Source organism: Variovorax sp. FW305-3-2-15-B-LB1 (assembly GCF_058787635.1).
In genome coordinates, this window is record NZ_JBYSZY010000012.1 from 16,708 (window position 1) to 32,472 (window position 15,765).

The window sequence follows — 15,765 nt, forward strand, 5'->3', positions numbered from 1 at the left end:
CTGCTCACCACCGCGGGCGCTGTAAGCAGAGAAAGTGCCGCGAACGCAGGTCCGTTGAAATGGACCTCGCTCCGCTGCGGCTTGTTGTGGACCGAAAGTGTATACAGTTTTGGCACGAGGCGGGATGCTATTTGCGGCGTCGTCGCCAAGGGAAAACCCTGTTCAGCCCAGCGATTGCAACAACTGTGCCGCCACGGCGACCGCGATCACCTCGGGTTCCTTGCCCGTGATGCCGGGCACGCCGATCGGGCAGGTGACACGCGCCAGCTCGTCGGTCGTGAAGCCGCGCGCCTCCAGCCGGTGGCGGAAGGTGGCCCATTTGGTCTTGCTGCCGATGAGGCCGATGTAGGGCAGGTCGTTGCGCGTGCGCAGGCGCTTCAGGCAGGCGATGACGATGTCCAGGTCTTCGGCATGGCTGAAGCTCATGATCAGCACGCGGCTGCCGGGCGCGAGCGCAGCCACGGCGTCCTGCACGGGCTCGGAGTGCTCGGTGTCGATCTGCGCGGGCAGCGCGTCGGGGAACACGCCGTCGCGGCTGTCGATCCAGCGCACCGAGAACGGCAGCACGGCCAGCAGGCGCGCCAGCGCGGCGCCCACGTGGCCGCCGCCGAACAGCGCCACGGGTTCGAGTTGCGCGACCAGTTCTTTCTGCAGCGCGGACGCGTCGGCCGCGCCGATGCGCCGGTAGGTCAGGAACATCACGCCGCCGCAGCACTGGCCCAGGCTCGGGCCCAGCGGGTAGCGCTGCACGCCGTCGAGGCTGCGGGTGCCGGCCAGGATTTCGCGCGCTTCCTGCGTGGCCTGGAACTCGAGCTGTCCGCCGCCGATGGTGGCCGTGAGCCCGTCGGCCCAGACGGCCATCCAGGTGCCGGCCTCGCGCGGGGCCGAGCCTTGCGTCGATTCGACGCGCACCAGCACGGCGTCTTCATTCCGAAGACGCGCCAGCAATTGATCGACCGCACCGTTCATGCCCGAAACCTTCGGTTGCCGAGGCGGCAACAACTCACGGTATAACCCCGGCGATGATGACGAACCGCCAGCTTACGCCGCGCCGCCTCGCCTGGGCCGCCACTGTTCTTTCCGCCTTGTGGCTCGCCGGCTGCGGCTCGACGGGCTCGGTGCCCGGCCAGCTGAGCGGTGCCAGCAGCGCACAGGGCAGCGGCCCCGCGCCGCGCGCCTCCAGTGCGGCCACTGCGCGCGAGTACCGCCGCGACGCCGCACGCCACATCTACAACGCCAACGCCTCGCGCATCTACAAGGGCCAGATGCCGCCGCTGCTGTACGCGGTCGGCACCCTGCAGGTGAACCTGGACACCGGCGGCAAGGTGGTCTCGATGCACTGGCTGCGCGCGCCCAAGCACGCGCCCGAGGTGATCGCCGAGATCGAGCGCGCCGTGCTGCAGGCCGCGCCCTTCCCGCCCGCCCAGCGCCTGGGCGCGGTCACGTGGACCGACACCTGGCTGTGGGACAAGAGCGGGCGCTTCCAGCTCGACACCCTGACCGAAGGGCAGCAACAAGGCGACTGACCTCAGGAGCCGCGGTACGTGGAGTAGCTCCACGGGCTCACGAGCAGGGGCACGTGGTAGTGCTGGTCGGTGTGCGCCACGCCGAAGTCCAGCGCCACCTTGTTCAGGAAGTTCGGCTCCGGCAGCGTCACGCCGCGGGCCTTGAAGTAACCCGCCACGTCGAACACCAGCCGATAGGTGCCGACCTTGATCGAGTTGTTGTCGTAGAGCGGACCGTCGCTGCGGCCGTCCGAATTCAGCGTGAAGCGCTTCACCAGCGTCGCGGCGTCGCCGTCGGTGGTGTACAGCGCCACCTCCATGCCGGCCGCGGGGCCGCCGTGCATCGTGTCCAGTACGTGAGTGCTCAAGCCCATGGGGCCTCCTTCAAAGGGTGTCGGATCGGTGAGATCGGGTGCGGGAAATTCCGGTGGACAAAAGTGTATACAGTTACCGGCTTTGGGTCTATCATGAAAAACATGGAGTCCTCCACTACCCGTTCGATCGTCGATGCCCTCACGAAGGCCATCGTCGAGCACCGCCTTCAGCCCGGCACCAAGCTCGCCGAGCAGAAGCTGGCCGACCACTTCGGCGTGTCGCGCACCTTGGTGCGCCAGGCGCTGTTCCAGCTCTCGCAGAACAAGCTGATCCGGCTCGAGCCGGCGCGCGGCGCCTTCGTGGCCGCACCCGCCGTCGACGAGGCCAAGCAGGTGTTCGCCGTGCGCCGCATGCTCGAGGCCGAAATGACGCGCGCCTTCGTGCGCAGCGTCACGCCCGCCAAGATCAAGGCGCTCAAGGAGCACGTGGCGCTCGAGAAATCGGCCGTCGGCGGCGAAGACGTGTCGGGCCGCACCGAGCTCTTGGGCGACTTCCATGTGCGCATGGCCGAGCTCATGGGCAACCAGGTGCTGGCGCAAATATTGGGCGAGCTGATCTCGCGCTGCGCCCTCATCACGCTCATGTACCAGAGCACCAGCGCCGCCGAGCACTCCAACGACGAGCACGCCGACATCGTGAAGGCGCTGGCCGCGCGCGACGAGGAACTCGCCGTGCGCCTCATGACCGAGCACCTGGAACACGTCGAGGCCAACCTCACCTTCGACCGCAAGGTTCCCACCAACGACATCTCCCTCGCGCTGTCCTGATCCACACCATGACCGTCTACGACACCACCCTGCCCTACCCGCGCGACCTGATCGGCTACGGCCGCAACCCGCCCCACGCCCGCTGGCCCGGCGGTGCGCGCGTGGCGGTGCAGTTCGTCCTCAACTACGAAGAAGGCGGCGAGAACGCCACGCTGCACGGCGACGCGGGCTCCGAGCAGTTCCTTTCCGAGATGTTCAACCCGGCGAGCTTCCCCGACCGGCACATCAGCATGGAAGGCATCTACGAGTACGGCTCGCGCGCCGGCGTGTGGCGCATCCTGCGCGAGTTCGAAAAGCGCGGCCTGCCGCTCACCGTGTTCGGCGTGGGCATGGCGCTGCAGCGCTACCCCGAGCTCACGGCCGCCTTCAAGGAACTCGGCCACGAGATCGCCTGCCACGGCTGGCGCTGGATCCATTACCAGAACCTCGACGAAGCCACCGAGCGCGAGCACATGCGCCTGGGCATGGAAGCCATCGAAAAGCTCACCGGCGAGCGCGCGCTCGGCTGGTACACCGGCCGCGACAGCCCGCGCACGCGCCGCCTCGTGGCCGACTACGGCGGCTTCGAATACGACAGCGACTACTACGGCGACGACCTGCCCTTCTGGATGAAGGTGCAGAAGACCGACGGCAGCGTCGTGCCCCAGCTCATCGTGCCCTACACGCTCGACTGCAACGACATGCGCTTTGCGCTGCCGCAGGGCTACTCGCACGCCGACCCGTTCTTCCAGTACATGAAGGACACCTTCGACGCGCTGTACGCCGAAGGCGACCCGAACGGCGACGACAGCCCCAAGATGATGAGCATCGGCATGCACTGCCGCCTGCTCGGCCGCCCCGGCCGCATCACGGCGCTGCAGCGCTTTCTCGACCACATCGCCACGCACGACAAGGTCTGGGTCTGCCGCCGCGTCGACATTGCACGCCACTGGAAGCAGGCACATCCTTTCGAAGCCGGAGCCGCATCATGAGCACCCCTCTCCTCACCCTTGCCCAACTCAACGCCGCAGGGCCGGCCGCTGCCGTCGCCATGCTCGACGGCGTGTACGAGCACTCGCCCTGGATCGCGCAGCGCGCGCTGGTGCAGCGCCCCTTCCGTTCGCTCGCGCACCTCAAGCACGCGCTGGTGCAGGCGCTGGCCGCGTCGTCGGCCGACGAACAGATCGGCCTGATCCGCGCCCACCCCGAGCTCGCCGGCAAGGCCATGGTCAGCAAGACGCTCACCGCCGAGTCGACCAACGAGCAGAACAAGGCCGGCCTGACCGACTGCACGCCCGAAGAGTTCGCGCAGATCCAGAAGCTCAACGCCGACTACAACGCGAAGTTCGGCTTCCCGTTCATCCTGGCCGTGCGCGGCCCGCGCGGCACGGGTCTGGCCAAGCGCGAGATCATCGAGACCTTTGCGCGCCGGCTGCACAACCATCCGAGCTTCGAGCTCGGCGAGGCGCTGCGCAACATCCACCGCATCGCCGAGATCCGCCTGAACGACAAGTTCGGCGCCGACATCACGCTCGGCAACGACGTGTGGGACTGGCAGGAACAGCTGTCGGTGCACACCGACCCGGGCTATGCCGAGAAGGGCCAGCTCACCGTTACGTACCTGACCGACGCGCACCGCGCCTGCGCCGCGAACATCTCGGGCTGGATGCGCGACTGCGGCTTCGACTCCGTGCACATCGATGCCGTGGGCAACGTGGTCGGCCGCTACGAAGGCGCCACGCCCGACGCCAAGACCCTGCTCACCGGCTCGCACTACGACACCGTGCGCAACGGCGGCAAGTACGACGGCCGCCTGGGCATCTTCGTGCCCATGGCCTGCGTGCGCGAACTCAAGCGCCAGAACCGCCGCCTGCCCTTCGCCTTCGAAGTCGTCGGTTTCGCCGAAGAAGAAGGCCAGCGCTACAAGGCCACCTTCCTCGGCTCGGGCGCGCTCATCGGCCACTTCGACCAGCGCTGGCTCGACCAGAAAGATGCCGACGGCATCACCATGCGCGAGGCCATGCAGCACGCCGGCCTGAAGGAAGAAGACATTCCGAAGATCCAGCGCGACCCGGCGCGCTACCTCGGCTTCGTCGAAGTGCACATCGAACAGGGCCCCGTGCTCACCGAGCTCGATCTGCCGCTGGGCATCGTCACCTCCATCAACGGCAGCGTGCGCTACGTGGGCGAAGTCATCGGCATGGCCAGCCACGCCGGCACCACGCCCATGGACCGCCGCCGCGACGCCGCCGCCGCCGTGGCCGAACTCATCCTCTACACCGAACAGCGCGCCGCGAAAGACGGCGACTCGGTCGGCACCGTGGGCATGCTCGAAGTGCCCAGCGGCTCGATCAACGTCGTGCCCGGCCGCTGCAAGTTCAGCCTCGACCTGCGCGCGCCCAACAACGCACAGCGCGACGCGCTGGCCAACGACGTGGTCGCCGCACTGAAGGACATCTGCGAACGCCGCGGCGTGCGCTACGAGCTCGAGGAAACCATGCGCGCCGCCGCCGCGCCGAGCGAACCCGCCTGGCAGCAGCGCTGGGAACAGGCCGTCGACGCGCTGGGCATTCCGCTTTTCCGCATGCCCAGCGGCGCCGGCCACGACGCCATGAAGCTGCACGAAGTGATGCCGCAGGCCATGCTCTTCGTGCGCGGCATCAACTCGGGCATCAGCCACAACCCGCTCGAGTCGAGCACCAACGACGACATCCAGCTCGCCGTGCAGGCCTTCCAGCTCCTGCTGGACAACCTCGCCGCCGAACAAGCCCACTGACCGACCCCACAAGAACAACCACCATGACCGACTACGCCAAACTCGACGCCTGGATCGACGCCCACTTCGACGAGGAAGTGCAATTCCTGCAGCAACTGGTGCAGGTGCCCACCGACACCCCGCCCGGCAACAACGCGCCGCACGCCGAGCGCACCGCCGAGCTGCTGAAGGACTTCGGCCTCGACGCCGAGAAGCACGCCGTGCCCGCGCAAGAGGTGAAGGACTACGGCCTCGAATCGATCACCAACCTGATCGTGCGCCGCAAATACGGCAACGGCGGGCGCACCGTGGCGCTCAACGCCCACGGCGACGTGGTGCCGCCCGGCGAAGGCTGGACGCACGACCCGTACGGCGGCGAGATCGTCGATGGCAGCCTCTACGGCCGCGCCGCCGCCGTCAGCAAGAGCGACTTCGCCAGCTTCACCTTCGCGCTGCGCGCCCTCGAGGCCGTGGCCAAGCCCACCCAGGGCAGCATCGAGCTGCACTTCACCTACGACGAAGAGTTCGGCGGCATCCTCGGCCCAGGCTGGCTGCTCGAGAAGGGCCTGACCAAGCCCGACCTCATGATCGCGGCCGGCTTCAGCTACGAAGTGGTCACCGCCCACAACGGCTGCCTGCAGATGGAAGTGACCGTGCACGGCAAGATGGCCCACGCCGCCGTGCCCACCACCGGCATCGACGCGCTGCAGGGCGCCACCAAGATCCTGAACGCGCTGTACGCGCAGAACACGCTCTACCAGAAGGTCACGTCGAAGGTCGAGGGCATCACGCACCCGTACCTGAACGTGGGCCGCATCGAGGGCGGCACCAACACCAACGTCGTGCCCGGCAAGGTCGTGTTCAAGCTCGACCGCCGCATGATCCCCGAAGAGAACCCGGTCGAGGTCGAAGCCAACATCCGCCAGGTGATCGCCGATGCCGCCGCCGAAAGCGCGGGCATCACGGTCGAGATCAAGCGCATGCTGCTCGCCAACTCGATGAAGCCGCTGGCCGGCAACAAGCCGCTGGTCGACGCGATCCAGAAGCACGGCGGCGAGCTGTTCGGCGAGCCCATCAAGGCCATGGGCACGCCGCTGTACACCGACGTGCGCCTGTACGTCGAAGCCGGCATTCCCGGCGTGATCTACGGCGCCGGCCCGCGCACCGTGCTCGAGTCGCACGCCAAGCGCAGCGACGAGCGCGTGGTGCTCGAAGACCTGCGCCGCGCGACCAAGGTGGTGGCGCGCACGCTGAGCGACCTGCTGGCCTGAAAGCACAGGCCTTCGGGTGTGAACTTTCATCGCAGTTTCATCGAACCGTCACGACAGGATTTCAGACTCCGGGCTTCTTCGGCGGATGCGCTTTCATGCGTTCCGCCTCATTGAAATCCCGAAGCGGCGGCCAGCCATTCGCTGGCCGTTGCTGTTTGTGTCGCCATGAAAATCCTGCCTCCCGCGCCCCGCTTTCGCACGTCCCTTTTCTCCACCCTCGCGCTCGGCGCGGCCCTGCTGACCGCGTGCGGCGGCGGCTCCGGCGGCGGTGCGCCGTTCGCCGGCCTGCCCATCGCACCGCCGGCCCCTGCACCGGCGCCCTCGCCCGCCGCGCCACCTCCGGCCGCACCCGCCGGCCGCTGGACCGTGGGCGACCTGCATGTCCACACCATCCAGTCGGACGACACGCAGCAGATTTCCACGCTCGACCAGGTGCTCGCCAAGGCCTTCGACACCTTCGGCCTCGACTGGGTCGCGATCTCGGACCACCTGCGCCTGTCTTCCTATGACAACGACGGCCGCAAGCTGCCGGCGCAGATTCCGTTCTCGAAGGGCATGGCCGACCACCAGGTGCCGCGCATCAAGGCGCTGCAGGCCGGCGGCAAGTACACCGACAAGACGATCTTCGCGTCCTTCGAGTGGGACATGGCCACGCACGACCACGGCAACGTCGGCATCCTGACCGACAGCCCGATGTCGGACGCGGCACTCAAGGCTGTGAGCCAGTTCGAATACCTGTTCACCAACCGCGACCCCGCGCTGTTCCCGGCCGCCGATGTCGCGGCATGGAACGCCAAGGATGCGCGCGCCTTCACCACGCACGAAGACGTGCTCAAGGCCATCGCCTGGCTAAAGAAGAACTACCCCGACAGCAGCTACCTGCAGATCAACCACCCCTCGCGCAACCCCGGCAAGTACACAGCCGCCCAGCTGCGCGAGATGAACGATGCCGCGCCCGACATCGTGTTCTCGCTCGAAGGCATGGTCGGCAACCAGATGGAGCCTGACCGCGGCGGCTACAACAGCGCCTACACGCCAGCCAACCTGCCCTCGCGCACCTACGGCGGCGTCGACTACCTCGTCGCCAAACTCGGCGGCACCTGGGACGCGCTGCTGTCCGAAGGCCGCCGCATCTGGAACACGGCCGACTCCGACTACCACTTCACCACCTCGCAAGGCCTGTACAGCAGCGGCTACGCGCCCGGCGAGTACGCCAGGAACCACCTCTGGGGCGACATCAAGGACCCGAAGTCGCTGCTCACCGCGATGCGCTCGGGCAAGCTGTTCGCGGTCAACGGCGGCCTCATCGACGCGCTCGACTTCAAGGTGCAAAGCGCCAAGGGCGCGGGCGAGATGGGCGCCGAAGTGAGCGCCAAACCCGGCGAAGACCTGAAGATCACCATCCGCTTCAAGAGCCCCGAGCGCAACAACTTCGAGTACCAGCTCGGCAGCGGCGTGTACGCCAACGTGAAGCCGGTGGTCGACCACATCGACCTCATCGCAGGCGACGTGACCGGCCGCGAACTCCCGGGCACGCCCGGCTATGCACGCGACACCAACCCGACGACCCGCGTGGTCAAGCGCTTCACCCGCGCCGACTGGACACTCGACACCGAAGGCTACTTCGCGGTGACCTACACCGTGAAGGCCGGCAACAACCAGTACTTCCGCCTGCGCGGCACCAACCTGGGCACCGACGTGCCGAACGAAACGGCGGGCGGCGAGCCGCTGTTCGATGCACGCACGCCCACGCCGGCCGGCGACGACCCGGTCACGCGCTTCAATGCGATCAATGCGCGCAACTACAACGACCTGTGGTTCTATTCGAATCCGGTGTTCGTGAAGGTGGCGACACAGTAGGCGGCGCCCTCGCCCCCGGCCTCCAAGGCGCCATGTCCCTCGCGGGGCACGGCGCTTTTTCTTTGCCCCTACCCTTCCGCATCAGGGAATCTACGGATATATGATTCCCCGCATGGTCTTGATTGGGTTCAATTTTTGTATACAAATAACGCACCCATAAAGACGGCGCGAAATTTGCGTCAAAAAGTCCCTCATCCCAACCAAGTACGAGGAAAGACCATGAGCACAGTCGCCAGCCATGCCCCCGCCGGGGCCAGCGAAGCCGGCATCGCGCCGCACGCGGAATCGAACGCCCTCATCAAGCCGGGCTACGACCCGCGCCTGACCAACGAGGACCTCGCCCCGCTGAAGAAGCAGACCTGGGGGCAATACAACATCTTTGCGTTCTGGATGTCCGACGTGCACAGCGTGGGCGGCTACATCACGGCCGGCAGCCTGTTCGCGCTGGGCCTGTCGAGCTGGCAGGTGCTGGTGGCGCTGCTGGTGGGCATCGTGATCGTGCAGGTCTTCTGCAACCTGGTGGCCAAGCCCAGCCAGGTGACGGGCGTGCCCTACCCCGTGGTGTGCCGCGCCTCTTTCGGGGTGCTGGGCGCCAACATCCCGGCCATCATCCGCGGGCTGATCGCGGTGGCCTGGTACGGCGTGCAGACCTACCTGGCGTCGGCGGCCTTCATGGTGCTGGCGCTGCACATGGCGCCGGGCCTGGCGCCGTATGCCGACGTGGCGCAGTACGGCTTCGTCGGCCTCTCGGCCCTGGGCTGGGTGGCGTTCATGGTCATGTGGGTGCTGCAGGCCTTCGTGTTCTGGCACGGCATGGAAGCGATCCGCAAGTTCATCGACTGGGCCGGCCCGGCGGTGTACGTGGTGATGGCCGTGCTGTGCGGCTGGCTGGTGTGGAAGGCCGGCTGGAGCAACATCGACCTGAACCTGGGCGGCATCAAGTTCCAGGGCTGGGACGCGCTGCCGGTGATGCTCTCGGCCATCGCGCTGGTGGTGAGCTACTTCAGCGGCCCGATGCTCAACTTCGGCGACTTCTCGCGCTACGGCAAGAGCTTCGACGCGGTGAAGAAGGGCAACTTCTGGGGCCTGCCGATCAACTTCGTGTTCTTCTCGCTGCTCACCGTGATCACCACGGCGGCCACGTTGCCCGTTTTTGGTGAACTGATCACCGACCCGGTGCACACCGTGGGCAAGATCGACAGCACCACGGCCGTGGTGCTGGGCGCGCTGACCTTCATGATCGCCACCATCGGCATCAACATCGTGGCCAACTTCGTGTCGCCGGCCTTCGACTTCTCGAACGTGGCGCCGCAGCACATCAGCTGGCGCACGGGCGGCATGATCGCCGCGGTGGGTTCGGTGTTTCTCACGCCCTGGAACCTTTACAACAGCCCCGAGGTCATCCACTACACGCTGGACGTGCTGGGCTCGTTCATCGGGCCGCTGTTCGGCATTTTGATTGCCGACTACTACATCGTGCGCAAGCAGCGCATCGATGTCGACGCGCTCTACACCATGAGCAAGCAGGGCCAGTACTGGTACAGCGGCGGCTACAACCCGAAGGCGATCCAGGCGCTGGTGCCCTCGGCCCTCGTGCCCATCCTGTGCGTGATGGTGCCGACGCTGCGCGGCGCCGCCAACTATGCGTGGTTCATCGGCATGGGCCTGGGCTTCGTGCTCTACGTGCTCTTGAACCGCAACAACAAGACTTGAAAAACTGACCGAAGAAGGGACCGCGCCGTGCGCATCAAGATCATCAACCCCAACACCACCTGGAGCATGACCGAGAAGATCGGTGCCTGCGCCCGCGCGGTGGCGCACGCCGGCACCGAGATCGTGGCCGTGAGCCCGGCCATGGGGCCGGTCTCCATCGAGAGCCACTACGACGAGGCGCTGGCCGTGCCGGGGTTGCTGCAGGAGATCGCCGCGGGTGAGCGCGACGGCATCGACGGCTACGTGATCGCCTGCTTCGGCGATCCGGGCCTGAAGGCGGCGCGCGAGCTGGCGCGCGGCCCCGTGGTCGGCATCGCCGAGGCCGCGATGCACCTGGCCAGCATGATCGGCAGCCGCTTCAGCGTGGTGACGACGCTGGGCCGCACCATGGGCCAGGCCTGGCACCTGGCCGAGATCTACGGCATGGAGCGCTTCTGCGCCAACGTGCGCGCCTGCGAGCTGCCGGTGCTCGAGCTGGAAGAACCGGGCTCCAACGCCCGCGAGCGCATCGTCGACGAGTGCCGGCGTGCGCTCGAAGAAGACGGTGCCGACTGCATCGTGCTCGGCTGCGCCGGCATGACCGATCTGTGCGCGCACATCGAGCAGGTGCTCGGCGTGCCGGTGATCGACGGCGTGGCCGCGGGCACCAAGCTCATCGAATCGCTGGTAGCCCTGAAGCTGCGCACCAGCAAGCGCGGCGAGCTGGCAAGGCCCTTGCCCAAGCCCATGATCGGCGCGCTCGAGGCCTTCACCCTCACGCGCTGAGCCACAATCGACGGATGCCCCGCGCCAGTTCCAAAACCTCCGTCCCTTCCGCCGCCCCCGTTGCCGCACCGGCCGAGAACGGCACGGCGCCGGCCGACAAGAACAGTTCCATCGAGAGCATCGCCAACGACATCGCCACCGCGATCGTCGAGAAGCGCCTGCCGCCCGGCACCTGGCTGCGCGAAGAGGCGCTGGGCCGCGTCTATTCGGTGAGCCGCACCAAGGTGCGCGCGGCCCTCCTGATGCTGTCGAAGGACAAGCTCATCGAGATGATTCCCGACAAGGGCGCCTTCGTCTGCCAGCCCACGGTGGACGAGGCGCGCGAAGTGTTCGCGGTGCGCCGCATCCTCGAGCGCGAGGTGGTGCGCCTGTTCATCGCCAACGCCCGGCCGCGCGACTATCAGACGCTCGAGCAGCACATCAAGTTCGAGCGCACCGCGCTGCGCCAGAGCACCACCATGGGCACGGTGCGCGAGAAACTGCTGGGCGACTTCCATGTGGCGCTGGCCGAAGCCACCGGCAACCACACGCTGGCCGAGATGGTGCGCGAACTCGTGGCGCGCAGCTCGCTGATCGCGATGCTCTACCACTCGTCGAACGACCCGCACTGCTCGTCCGACGAGCATTCCGACTTCCTGCGCCTGTGCCGCAAGGGCGACGTGGAAGCGGCCGTGACCTGCATGATCGAGCACCTCGAACGCATCGAGGCGAGCCTCGAACTGGGCACCGAGAAGCCCGACCGCCAGCTCGACCTGGTCAAGGCACTGCTGGCCTGAACCGCTGAGCCCACGCGTCGCTGACGCGCCCCACTCCCCATACCTAAGCGCCGGCCGAAACGCCGGATGCCTTGGCGCGCGCCTCCTACAGCGCTTCTTCGCCGGATTCGGGTTTACCTGAATCCGGATTGCCGCATAAATTGTATACAGTTTCGCGTACACAACTGGTGTGCGCGACGGCTCTGCGACGCGCATCACTGCTCCGTTCCCCTCGCCGCGCCAGGAGACAACGATGACGGCAGATTCCCTTTCCAGCAATGTCCATCCCGTGGACCAGCGCCTGCCTTCGGGCAAGCTCGCGGCCCTCGGCCTGCAGCACGTGCTCGTGATGTATGCGGGCGCCGTCGCGGTGCCGCTCATCGTGGGCCGCGCGCTCAAGCTCTCACCCGACGAGGTCGCGCTGCTGATCTCGGCCGACCTGTTCTGCTGCGGCATCGCCACGCTGATCCAGGCGCTGGGCGCCACGCAGTGGTTCGGCATCAAGCTGCCCGTGATGATGGGCGTGACCTTCGCCTCGGTGGCGCCCATGGTCGCCATCGCCAACGCCAACCCCGGGCAGAACGGGGCGCAGCTGCTGTTCGGCGCCATCATCGGCGCGGGGGTGATATCGATACTGATCGCGCCGCTGGTGAGCCGCATGCTGCGGTTCTTCCCACCGGTGGTGACGGGCACGATCATCGCGGTCATCGGCATCAGCCTGATGCGCGTGGGCATCAATTGGATCTTCGGCAACCCCGTGGGCCCGACGGCGCCCGCGCTGGTAGACCCGGTGTACGCCAAGTGGCTGGCCGAGGTCACCTCGCCGGGCAGCTCGATCCCCGCGGTGCCCAAGGGCTTCGCCATCATGCCCACCGTGCCCAACCCCAAGTACGCCGACCTGTCGGGCTTCGGCGTGGCCGCGCTGGTGCTGGTGTCGATCCTGCTCATCGTGAAGTACGCCAAGGGCTTCATCGCCAACATCTCGGTACTGCTGGGCATCGTGATCGGCGCGGTGGTCGCGTCGATCACCGGTCTCATGACGTACGAGAAGGTCGGCAAGGCCGCCTGGGTCGACGTCGTGCTGCCCTTCCACTTCGGCATGCCGCTGTTCGACCCGATCCTGATCCTCACGATGACGCTCATCATGATCGTCGTGATGATCGAATCGACCGGCATGTTCCTCGCGCTGGGCGAAATGACCGACCGCAAGATCAGCCAGCAAGACCTGGCCAAGGGCCTGCGCACCGACGGCCTGGGCACGCTCATCGGCGGCATCTTCAACACCTTCCCGTACACCAGCTTCTCGCAGAACGTGGGCCTCGTGGCCGTCACCGGCATCAAGAGCCGTTATGTCTGCGTGGCCGGCGGCGTGATCCTGATCGTGCTGGGCCTGCTGCCGAAGATGGCCGCGCTGGTCGAGTCGCTGCCCACCGTGGTGCTCGGCGGCGCCGGCCTCGTGATGTTCGGCATGGTGGCCGCCACCGGCATCCGCATCCTGTCGGGCGTGGACTTCAAGACCAACCGCCACAACGCCATGATCGTCGCCGTGGCCATCGGTGTCGGCATGATTCCGCTGATCGCCCCCAACTTCAAGCAGTGGATGCCGCATGCCATTCACTCGTTGATCGAGTCGGGCATCTTGCTGGCGTCGATTACCGCCGTGCTGCTGAACCTGTTCCTCAACGGTGCGAAGCACGATGAAGAGGCGGTGATCGCGGCGGCCAAGCACGCCGACGCGCACTGACGAACTAGATCATCGCCAACGGCGTCTTGCGCTTCGGCACCGGATAGATCCGGTCCAGCGCCGCCAGGGTCGTCGCATCGAGCTGCAGCTCGGCGGCAGCCCTGTTTTCTTTCAGGTGCGCGCTGCGCACCGCCTTCGGAATCGCCGCCACGCCCGGGCGCGCGATGACCGCGGCCAGCGCCAGTTGTGCGGCGCTCACGCCGAGGTCCGCCGCCAGAGCGCCCAGTGCCTCGTCCCCTGCCAGCGCGCCCTGGTCGATCGGGCTGTAGGCCATCAGCGGCATGCCGCGTTCGCGCTGCCAGGGCAGCAGGTCGAACTCGGGGCCGCGCTCGCCGAGCGACAGGTACACCTGGTTGGCCGCGCAGGCCGGACCGTTGCCGATGACCTGCGCCAGCTCCTGCATGTCGTCGGTGTCGAAGTTGCTCACGCCCCAGTGGGCGATGCGGCCGGCCGCCACCAGTTCGTACATCGCCTCGACCGTGTGCGCCAGCGGGTGGTTGCCGCGCCAGTGCAGCAGGTACAGGTCGATGCGCTCCAGCCCCAGCCGCGCCAGGCTGCGCTCGCAGGCCTGCCCCGTGCCGCGGCGGCTGGCGTTGTGCGGGTAGACCTTGCTGACGATGAAGAGGTCTTCGCGCTGCACGTCGCCCGCGCGCAGCGCCTCGACCACGGCCTGGCCGACCACCGTCTCGGCGCCGCCCTCGCCGTACATCTCGGCCGTGTCGATCAGGCGGTAGCCCAGGCCGATGGCCTCGCGCACCGCGGCCACCTCGGCCGCGCGACGGGTGGCGTCCTCGCCCATGCGCCAGGTGCCGAGACCGAGAACCGGCATCTCGCCGCCGGTGGGGAGTGGAAGTGTTCGCATGGGCACGATGGTACGCAGGCCCTCAAGGCGGGTGCCCGGGTGCGGGTTTTCCGCCCCCGTCGCCTTCTAATTTTTCGAAGCTCAAGTCAGTTCGATGACCATCAATTGCCTATCTTCCGCCGTGTTCTGGCGTTTTGGCCTTCGCTTTTTGTCAATGCCCGGTGGGTGCCAACCCCCATCGCGCGCGCCCCACCCGCTCCTAGAATTTTTTGACGGCCCGGTGTCACAAGCGTCGGCGCTCTTATCGAAACGGTTCAGGAACAGGTTGAGTCAATGCAGCAGAAGCAAAAGCACAGGATTGCCGTCATTCCCGGAGACGGCATCGGCGTCGAAGTCATGCCCGAGGGCCTTCGCGTGCTCGACGCGGTCAGTCGGCGCTTCGGCATCGATTTCGCGTACGACCATTTCGACTGGGGTTCCGACCACTACGTGCGCACCGGCCTGATGATGCCGGCCGACTGGGCCGACAAGATCCAGGGCCACGACGCCATCTACTTCGGCGCCGTCGGCGATCCTGCCAAGGTGCCCGACCACATCGCCGTGTGGGGCCTGCTCATCAAGATCCGCCGCGACTTCGACCAGTACGTCAACCTGCGCCCCGTGCGCCTGATGCCCGGCGTGCCCGGCCCGCTGGCGCACCGCAAGCCCGGCGACATCGACTTCCTCGTCGTGCGCGAGAACACCGAAGGCGAATACACCTCGGTCGGCGGGCGCCTGTTCGAAGGCACGCCGCGCGAGATGGCCATCCAGGAAGCCGTGTTCACCCGCGTGGGTGTCGACCGCATCATCGACTACGCGTTCCAGCTCGCCAACCGCCGCAAGCGCAAGAACCTGGTGGCCGCCACCAAGTCGAACGGCATCTCGATCACCATGCCCTACTGGGACGAGCGCCTGGCCGAGATCGCCACGCGCTACCCCGACGTGGCCACGAGCAAGTACCACATCGACATCCTGTGCGCGCACTTCGTGCAGCACCCCGACTGGTTCGACGTGGTCGTGGCCTCCAACCTGTTCGGCGACATCCTCTCCGACCTGGGCCCGGCCTGCACCGGCACCATCGGCATCGCGCCCAGCGCCAACCTGAACCCGGAGCGCAAGTTCCCGTCGCTCTTCGAACCCGTGCACGGCTCGGCCCCTGACATCGCAGGCAAGGGCATCGCCAACCCCATCGGCCAGATCTGGTCGGCCGCGCTCATGCTCGACCACCTGGGCGACAACGACCCCGTGTACGCACAGGCCTCGGCCGCCGTGCTCTCGGCGATCGAGACCGTGCTCAGCGAAGGCCCGCGCACGCGCGACATGGGCGGCACCGCCAACACGGTGGACGTGGGCCGCGCGATTGCCGAGTGCATCGCTTCGGCATGACACCTCTCGGCCTTCCTTGTCGCGTTGGAAAAAACGCGCTGCGTCCCGG

The 15,765-nt window shown here is 67.1% G+C and carries 14 protein-coding genes; 11 read left to right on the top strand and 3 right to left on the bottom strand.

What is annotated here, in order from left to right; genetic code table 11:
- Positions 1-162: 162 nt before the first annotated feature.
- Entirely contained in the window at positions 163-969 is an 807-nt protein-coding gene (gene xdhC / locus AC3WQR_RS10035) for a xanthine dehydrogenase accessory protein XdhC (protein WP_492741912.1), read from the bottom strand.
- 53 nt (positions 970-1,022) lie between these two features.
- On the opposite strand from xdhC, the gene AC3WQR_RS10040 reads away from it, so the two are divergent.
- Positions 1,023-1,526: a hypothetical protein gene (locus tag AC3WQR_RS10040; RefSeq protein WP_307584594.1), complete on the top strand. Its 504-nt coding sequence runs from the start codon at positions 1,023-1,025 to the stop codon at positions 1,524-1,526.
- A gap of 2 nt (positions 1,527-1,528) precedes the next feature.
- Here the strand turns inward: AC3WQR_RS10040 and uraH are convergent, their stop codons facing one another.
- A complete protein-coding gene (gene uraH / locus AC3WQR_RS10045; RefSeq protein ID WP_070061690.1) occupies positions 1,529-1,879 on the bottom strand; it encodes a hydroxyisourate hydrolase in 351 nt (116 codons plus the stop codon).
- A 93-nt stretch (positions 1,880-1,972) separates the two neighbouring features.
- Between uraH and AC3WQR_RS10050 the strand changes: the two genes are divergently transcribed.
- The 9 genes from AC3WQR_RS10050 (at position 1,973) to AC3WQR_RS10090 (ending at position 13,489) form a co-directional block, all read left to right on the top strand.
- Positions 1,973-2,647 carry a GntR family transcriptional regulator gene (locus tag AC3WQR_RS10050; RefSeq protein ID WP_056574067.1) on the top strand — a complete coding sequence of 225 codons (675 nt, stop codon included), beginning with the start codon at positions 1,973-1,975 and terminating at the stop codon, positions 2,645-2,647.
- Positions 2,648-2,655: 8 nt separating this feature from the next.
- Positions 2,656-3,618, top strand: a complete 963-nt coding sequence (gene puuE / locus AC3WQR_RS10055; RefSeq protein ID WP_062480836.1) for an allantoinase PuuE — start codon at positions 2,656-2,658, stop codon at positions 3,616-3,618.
- Positions 3,615-5,402 carry a 2-oxo-4-hydroxy-4-carboxy-5-ureidoimidazoline decarboxylase gene (gene uraD / locus AC3WQR_RS10060; protein WP_369644303.1) on the top strand — a complete coding sequence of 596 codons (1,788 nt, stop codon included), beginning with the start codon at positions 3,615-3,617 and terminating at the stop codon, positions 5,400-5,402. Before puuE ends, uraD begins: the two co-directional genes overlap by 4 nt.
- A 23-nt stretch (positions 5,403-5,425) precedes the next feature.
- Complete coding sequence (locus tag AC3WQR_RS10065) at positions 5,426-6,652, top strand: M20 family metallopeptidase (RefSeq protein ID WP_095744180.1); 1,227 nt, start codon at positions 5,426-5,428, stop codon at positions 6,650-6,652.
- A 165-nt stretch (positions 6,653-6,817) separates the two neighbouring features.
- Positions 6,818-8,512 (top strand): CehA/McbA family metallohydrolase domain-containing protein, encoded by a 1,695-nt coding sequence (locus AC3WQR_RS10070; protein ID WP_492741915.1) that lies wholly within the window; start codon positions 6,818-6,820, stop codon positions 8,510-8,512.
- A gap of 219 nt (positions 8,513-8,731) precedes the next feature.
- Positions 8,732-10,225 carry an NCS1 family nucleobase:cation symporter-1 gene (locus tag AC3WQR_RS10075; protein ID WP_492741916.1) on the top strand — a complete coding sequence of 498 codons (1,494 nt, stop codon included), beginning with the start codon at positions 8,732-8,734 and terminating at the stop codon, positions 10,223-10,225.
- A gap of 27 nt (positions 10,226-10,252) precedes the next feature.
- Positions 10,253-10,990, top strand: coding sequence for an aspartate/glutamate racemase family protein (locus AC3WQR_RS10080; RefSeq protein WP_070061684.1), 738 nt, complete (start codon positions 10,253-10,255; stop codon positions 10,988-10,990).
- Positions 10,991-11,004: 14 nt separating this feature from the next.
- Complete coding sequence (locus AC3WQR_RS10085; protein WP_062479384.1) at positions 11,005-11,766, top strand: GntR family transcriptional regulator; 762 nt, start codon at positions 11,005-11,007, stop codon at positions 11,764-11,766.
- Positions 11,767-11,998: 232 nt separating this feature from the next.
- Positions 11,999-13,489: a nucleobase:cation symporter-2 family protein gene (locus AC3WQR_RS10090; RefSeq protein WP_492741917.1), complete on the top strand. Its 1,491-nt coding sequence runs from the start codon at positions 11,999-12,001 to the stop codon at positions 13,487-13,489.
- A gap of 4 nt (positions 13,490-13,493) precedes the next feature.
- Here the strand turns inward: AC3WQR_RS10090 and AC3WQR_RS10095 are convergent, their stop codons facing one another.
- Positions 13,494-14,351: an aldo/keto reductase gene (locus tag AC3WQR_RS10095; RefSeq protein ID WP_492741919.1), complete on the bottom strand. Its 858-nt coding sequence runs from the start codon at positions 14,349-14,351 to the stop codon at positions 13,494-13,496.
- A 273-nt stretch (positions 14,352-14,624) separates the two neighbouring features.
- Here AC3WQR_RS10095 and AC3WQR_RS10100 point away from each other — a divergent pair, with 273 nt between their 5' ends.
- Entirely contained in the window at positions 14,625-15,716 is a 1,092-nt protein-coding gene (locus AC3WQR_RS10100) for a tartrate dehydrogenase (RefSeq protein ID WP_070061680.1), read from the top strand.
- Positions 15,717-15,765 lie beyond the last annotated feature (49 nt).

What these genes read in the sequence shown, in the direction of transcription:
- xdhC (WP_492741912.1), bottom strand. Translation starts at nt 969, where the DNA reads ATGAACGGTGCGGTCGATCAATTGCTGGCGCGTCTTCGGAATGAAGAC.
- AC3WQR_RS10040 (WP_307584594.1), top strand. Translation starts at nt 1,023, where the DNA reads ATGATGACGAACCGCCAGCTTACGCCGCGCCGCCTCGCCTGGGCCGCC.
- uraH (WP_070061690.1), bottom strand. Translation starts at nt 1,879, where the DNA reads ATGGGCTTGAGCACTCACGTACTGGACACGATGCACGGCGGCCCCGCG.
- AC3WQR_RS10050 (WP_056574067.1), top strand. Translation starts at nt 1,973, where the DNA reads ATGAAAAACATGGAGTCCTCCACTACCCGTTCGATCGTCGATGCCCTC.
- puuE (WP_062480836.1), top strand. Translation starts at nt 2,656, where the DNA reads ATGACCGTCTACGACACCACCCTGCCCTACCCGCGCGACCTGATCGGC.
- uraD (WP_369644303.1), top strand. Translation starts at nt 3,615, where the DNA reads ATGAGCACCCCTCTCCTCACCCTTGCCCAACTCAACGCCGCAGGGCCG.
- AC3WQR_RS10065 (WP_095744180.1), top strand. Translation starts at nt 5,426, where the DNA reads ATGACCGACTACGCCAAACTCGACGCCTGGATCGACGCCCACTTCGAC.
- AC3WQR_RS10070 (WP_492741915.1), top strand. Translation starts at nt 6,818, where the DNA reads ATGAAAATCCTGCCTCCCGCGCCCCGCTTTCGCACGTCCCTTTTCTCC.
- AC3WQR_RS10075 (WP_492741916.1), top strand. Translation starts at nt 8,732, where the DNA reads ATGAGCACAGTCGCCAGCCATGCCCCCGCCGGGGCCAGCGAAGCCGGC.
- AC3WQR_RS10085 (WP_062479384.1), top strand. Translation starts at nt 11,005, where the DNA reads ATGCCCCGCGCCAGTTCCAAAACCTCCGTCCCTTCCGCCGCCCCCGTT.
- AC3WQR_RS10090 (WP_492741917.1), top strand. Translation starts at nt 11,999, where the DNA reads ATGACGGCAGATTCCCTTTCCAGCAATGTCCATCCCGTGGACCAGCGC.
- AC3WQR_RS10095 (WP_492741919.1), bottom strand. Translation starts at nt 14,351, where the DNA reads ATGCGAACACTTCCACTCCCCACCGGCGGCGAGATGCCGGTTCTCGGT.
- AC3WQR_RS10100 (WP_070061680.1), top strand. Translation starts at nt 14,625, where the DNA reads ATGCAGCAGAAGCAAAAGCACAGGATTGCCGTCATTCCCGGAGACGGC.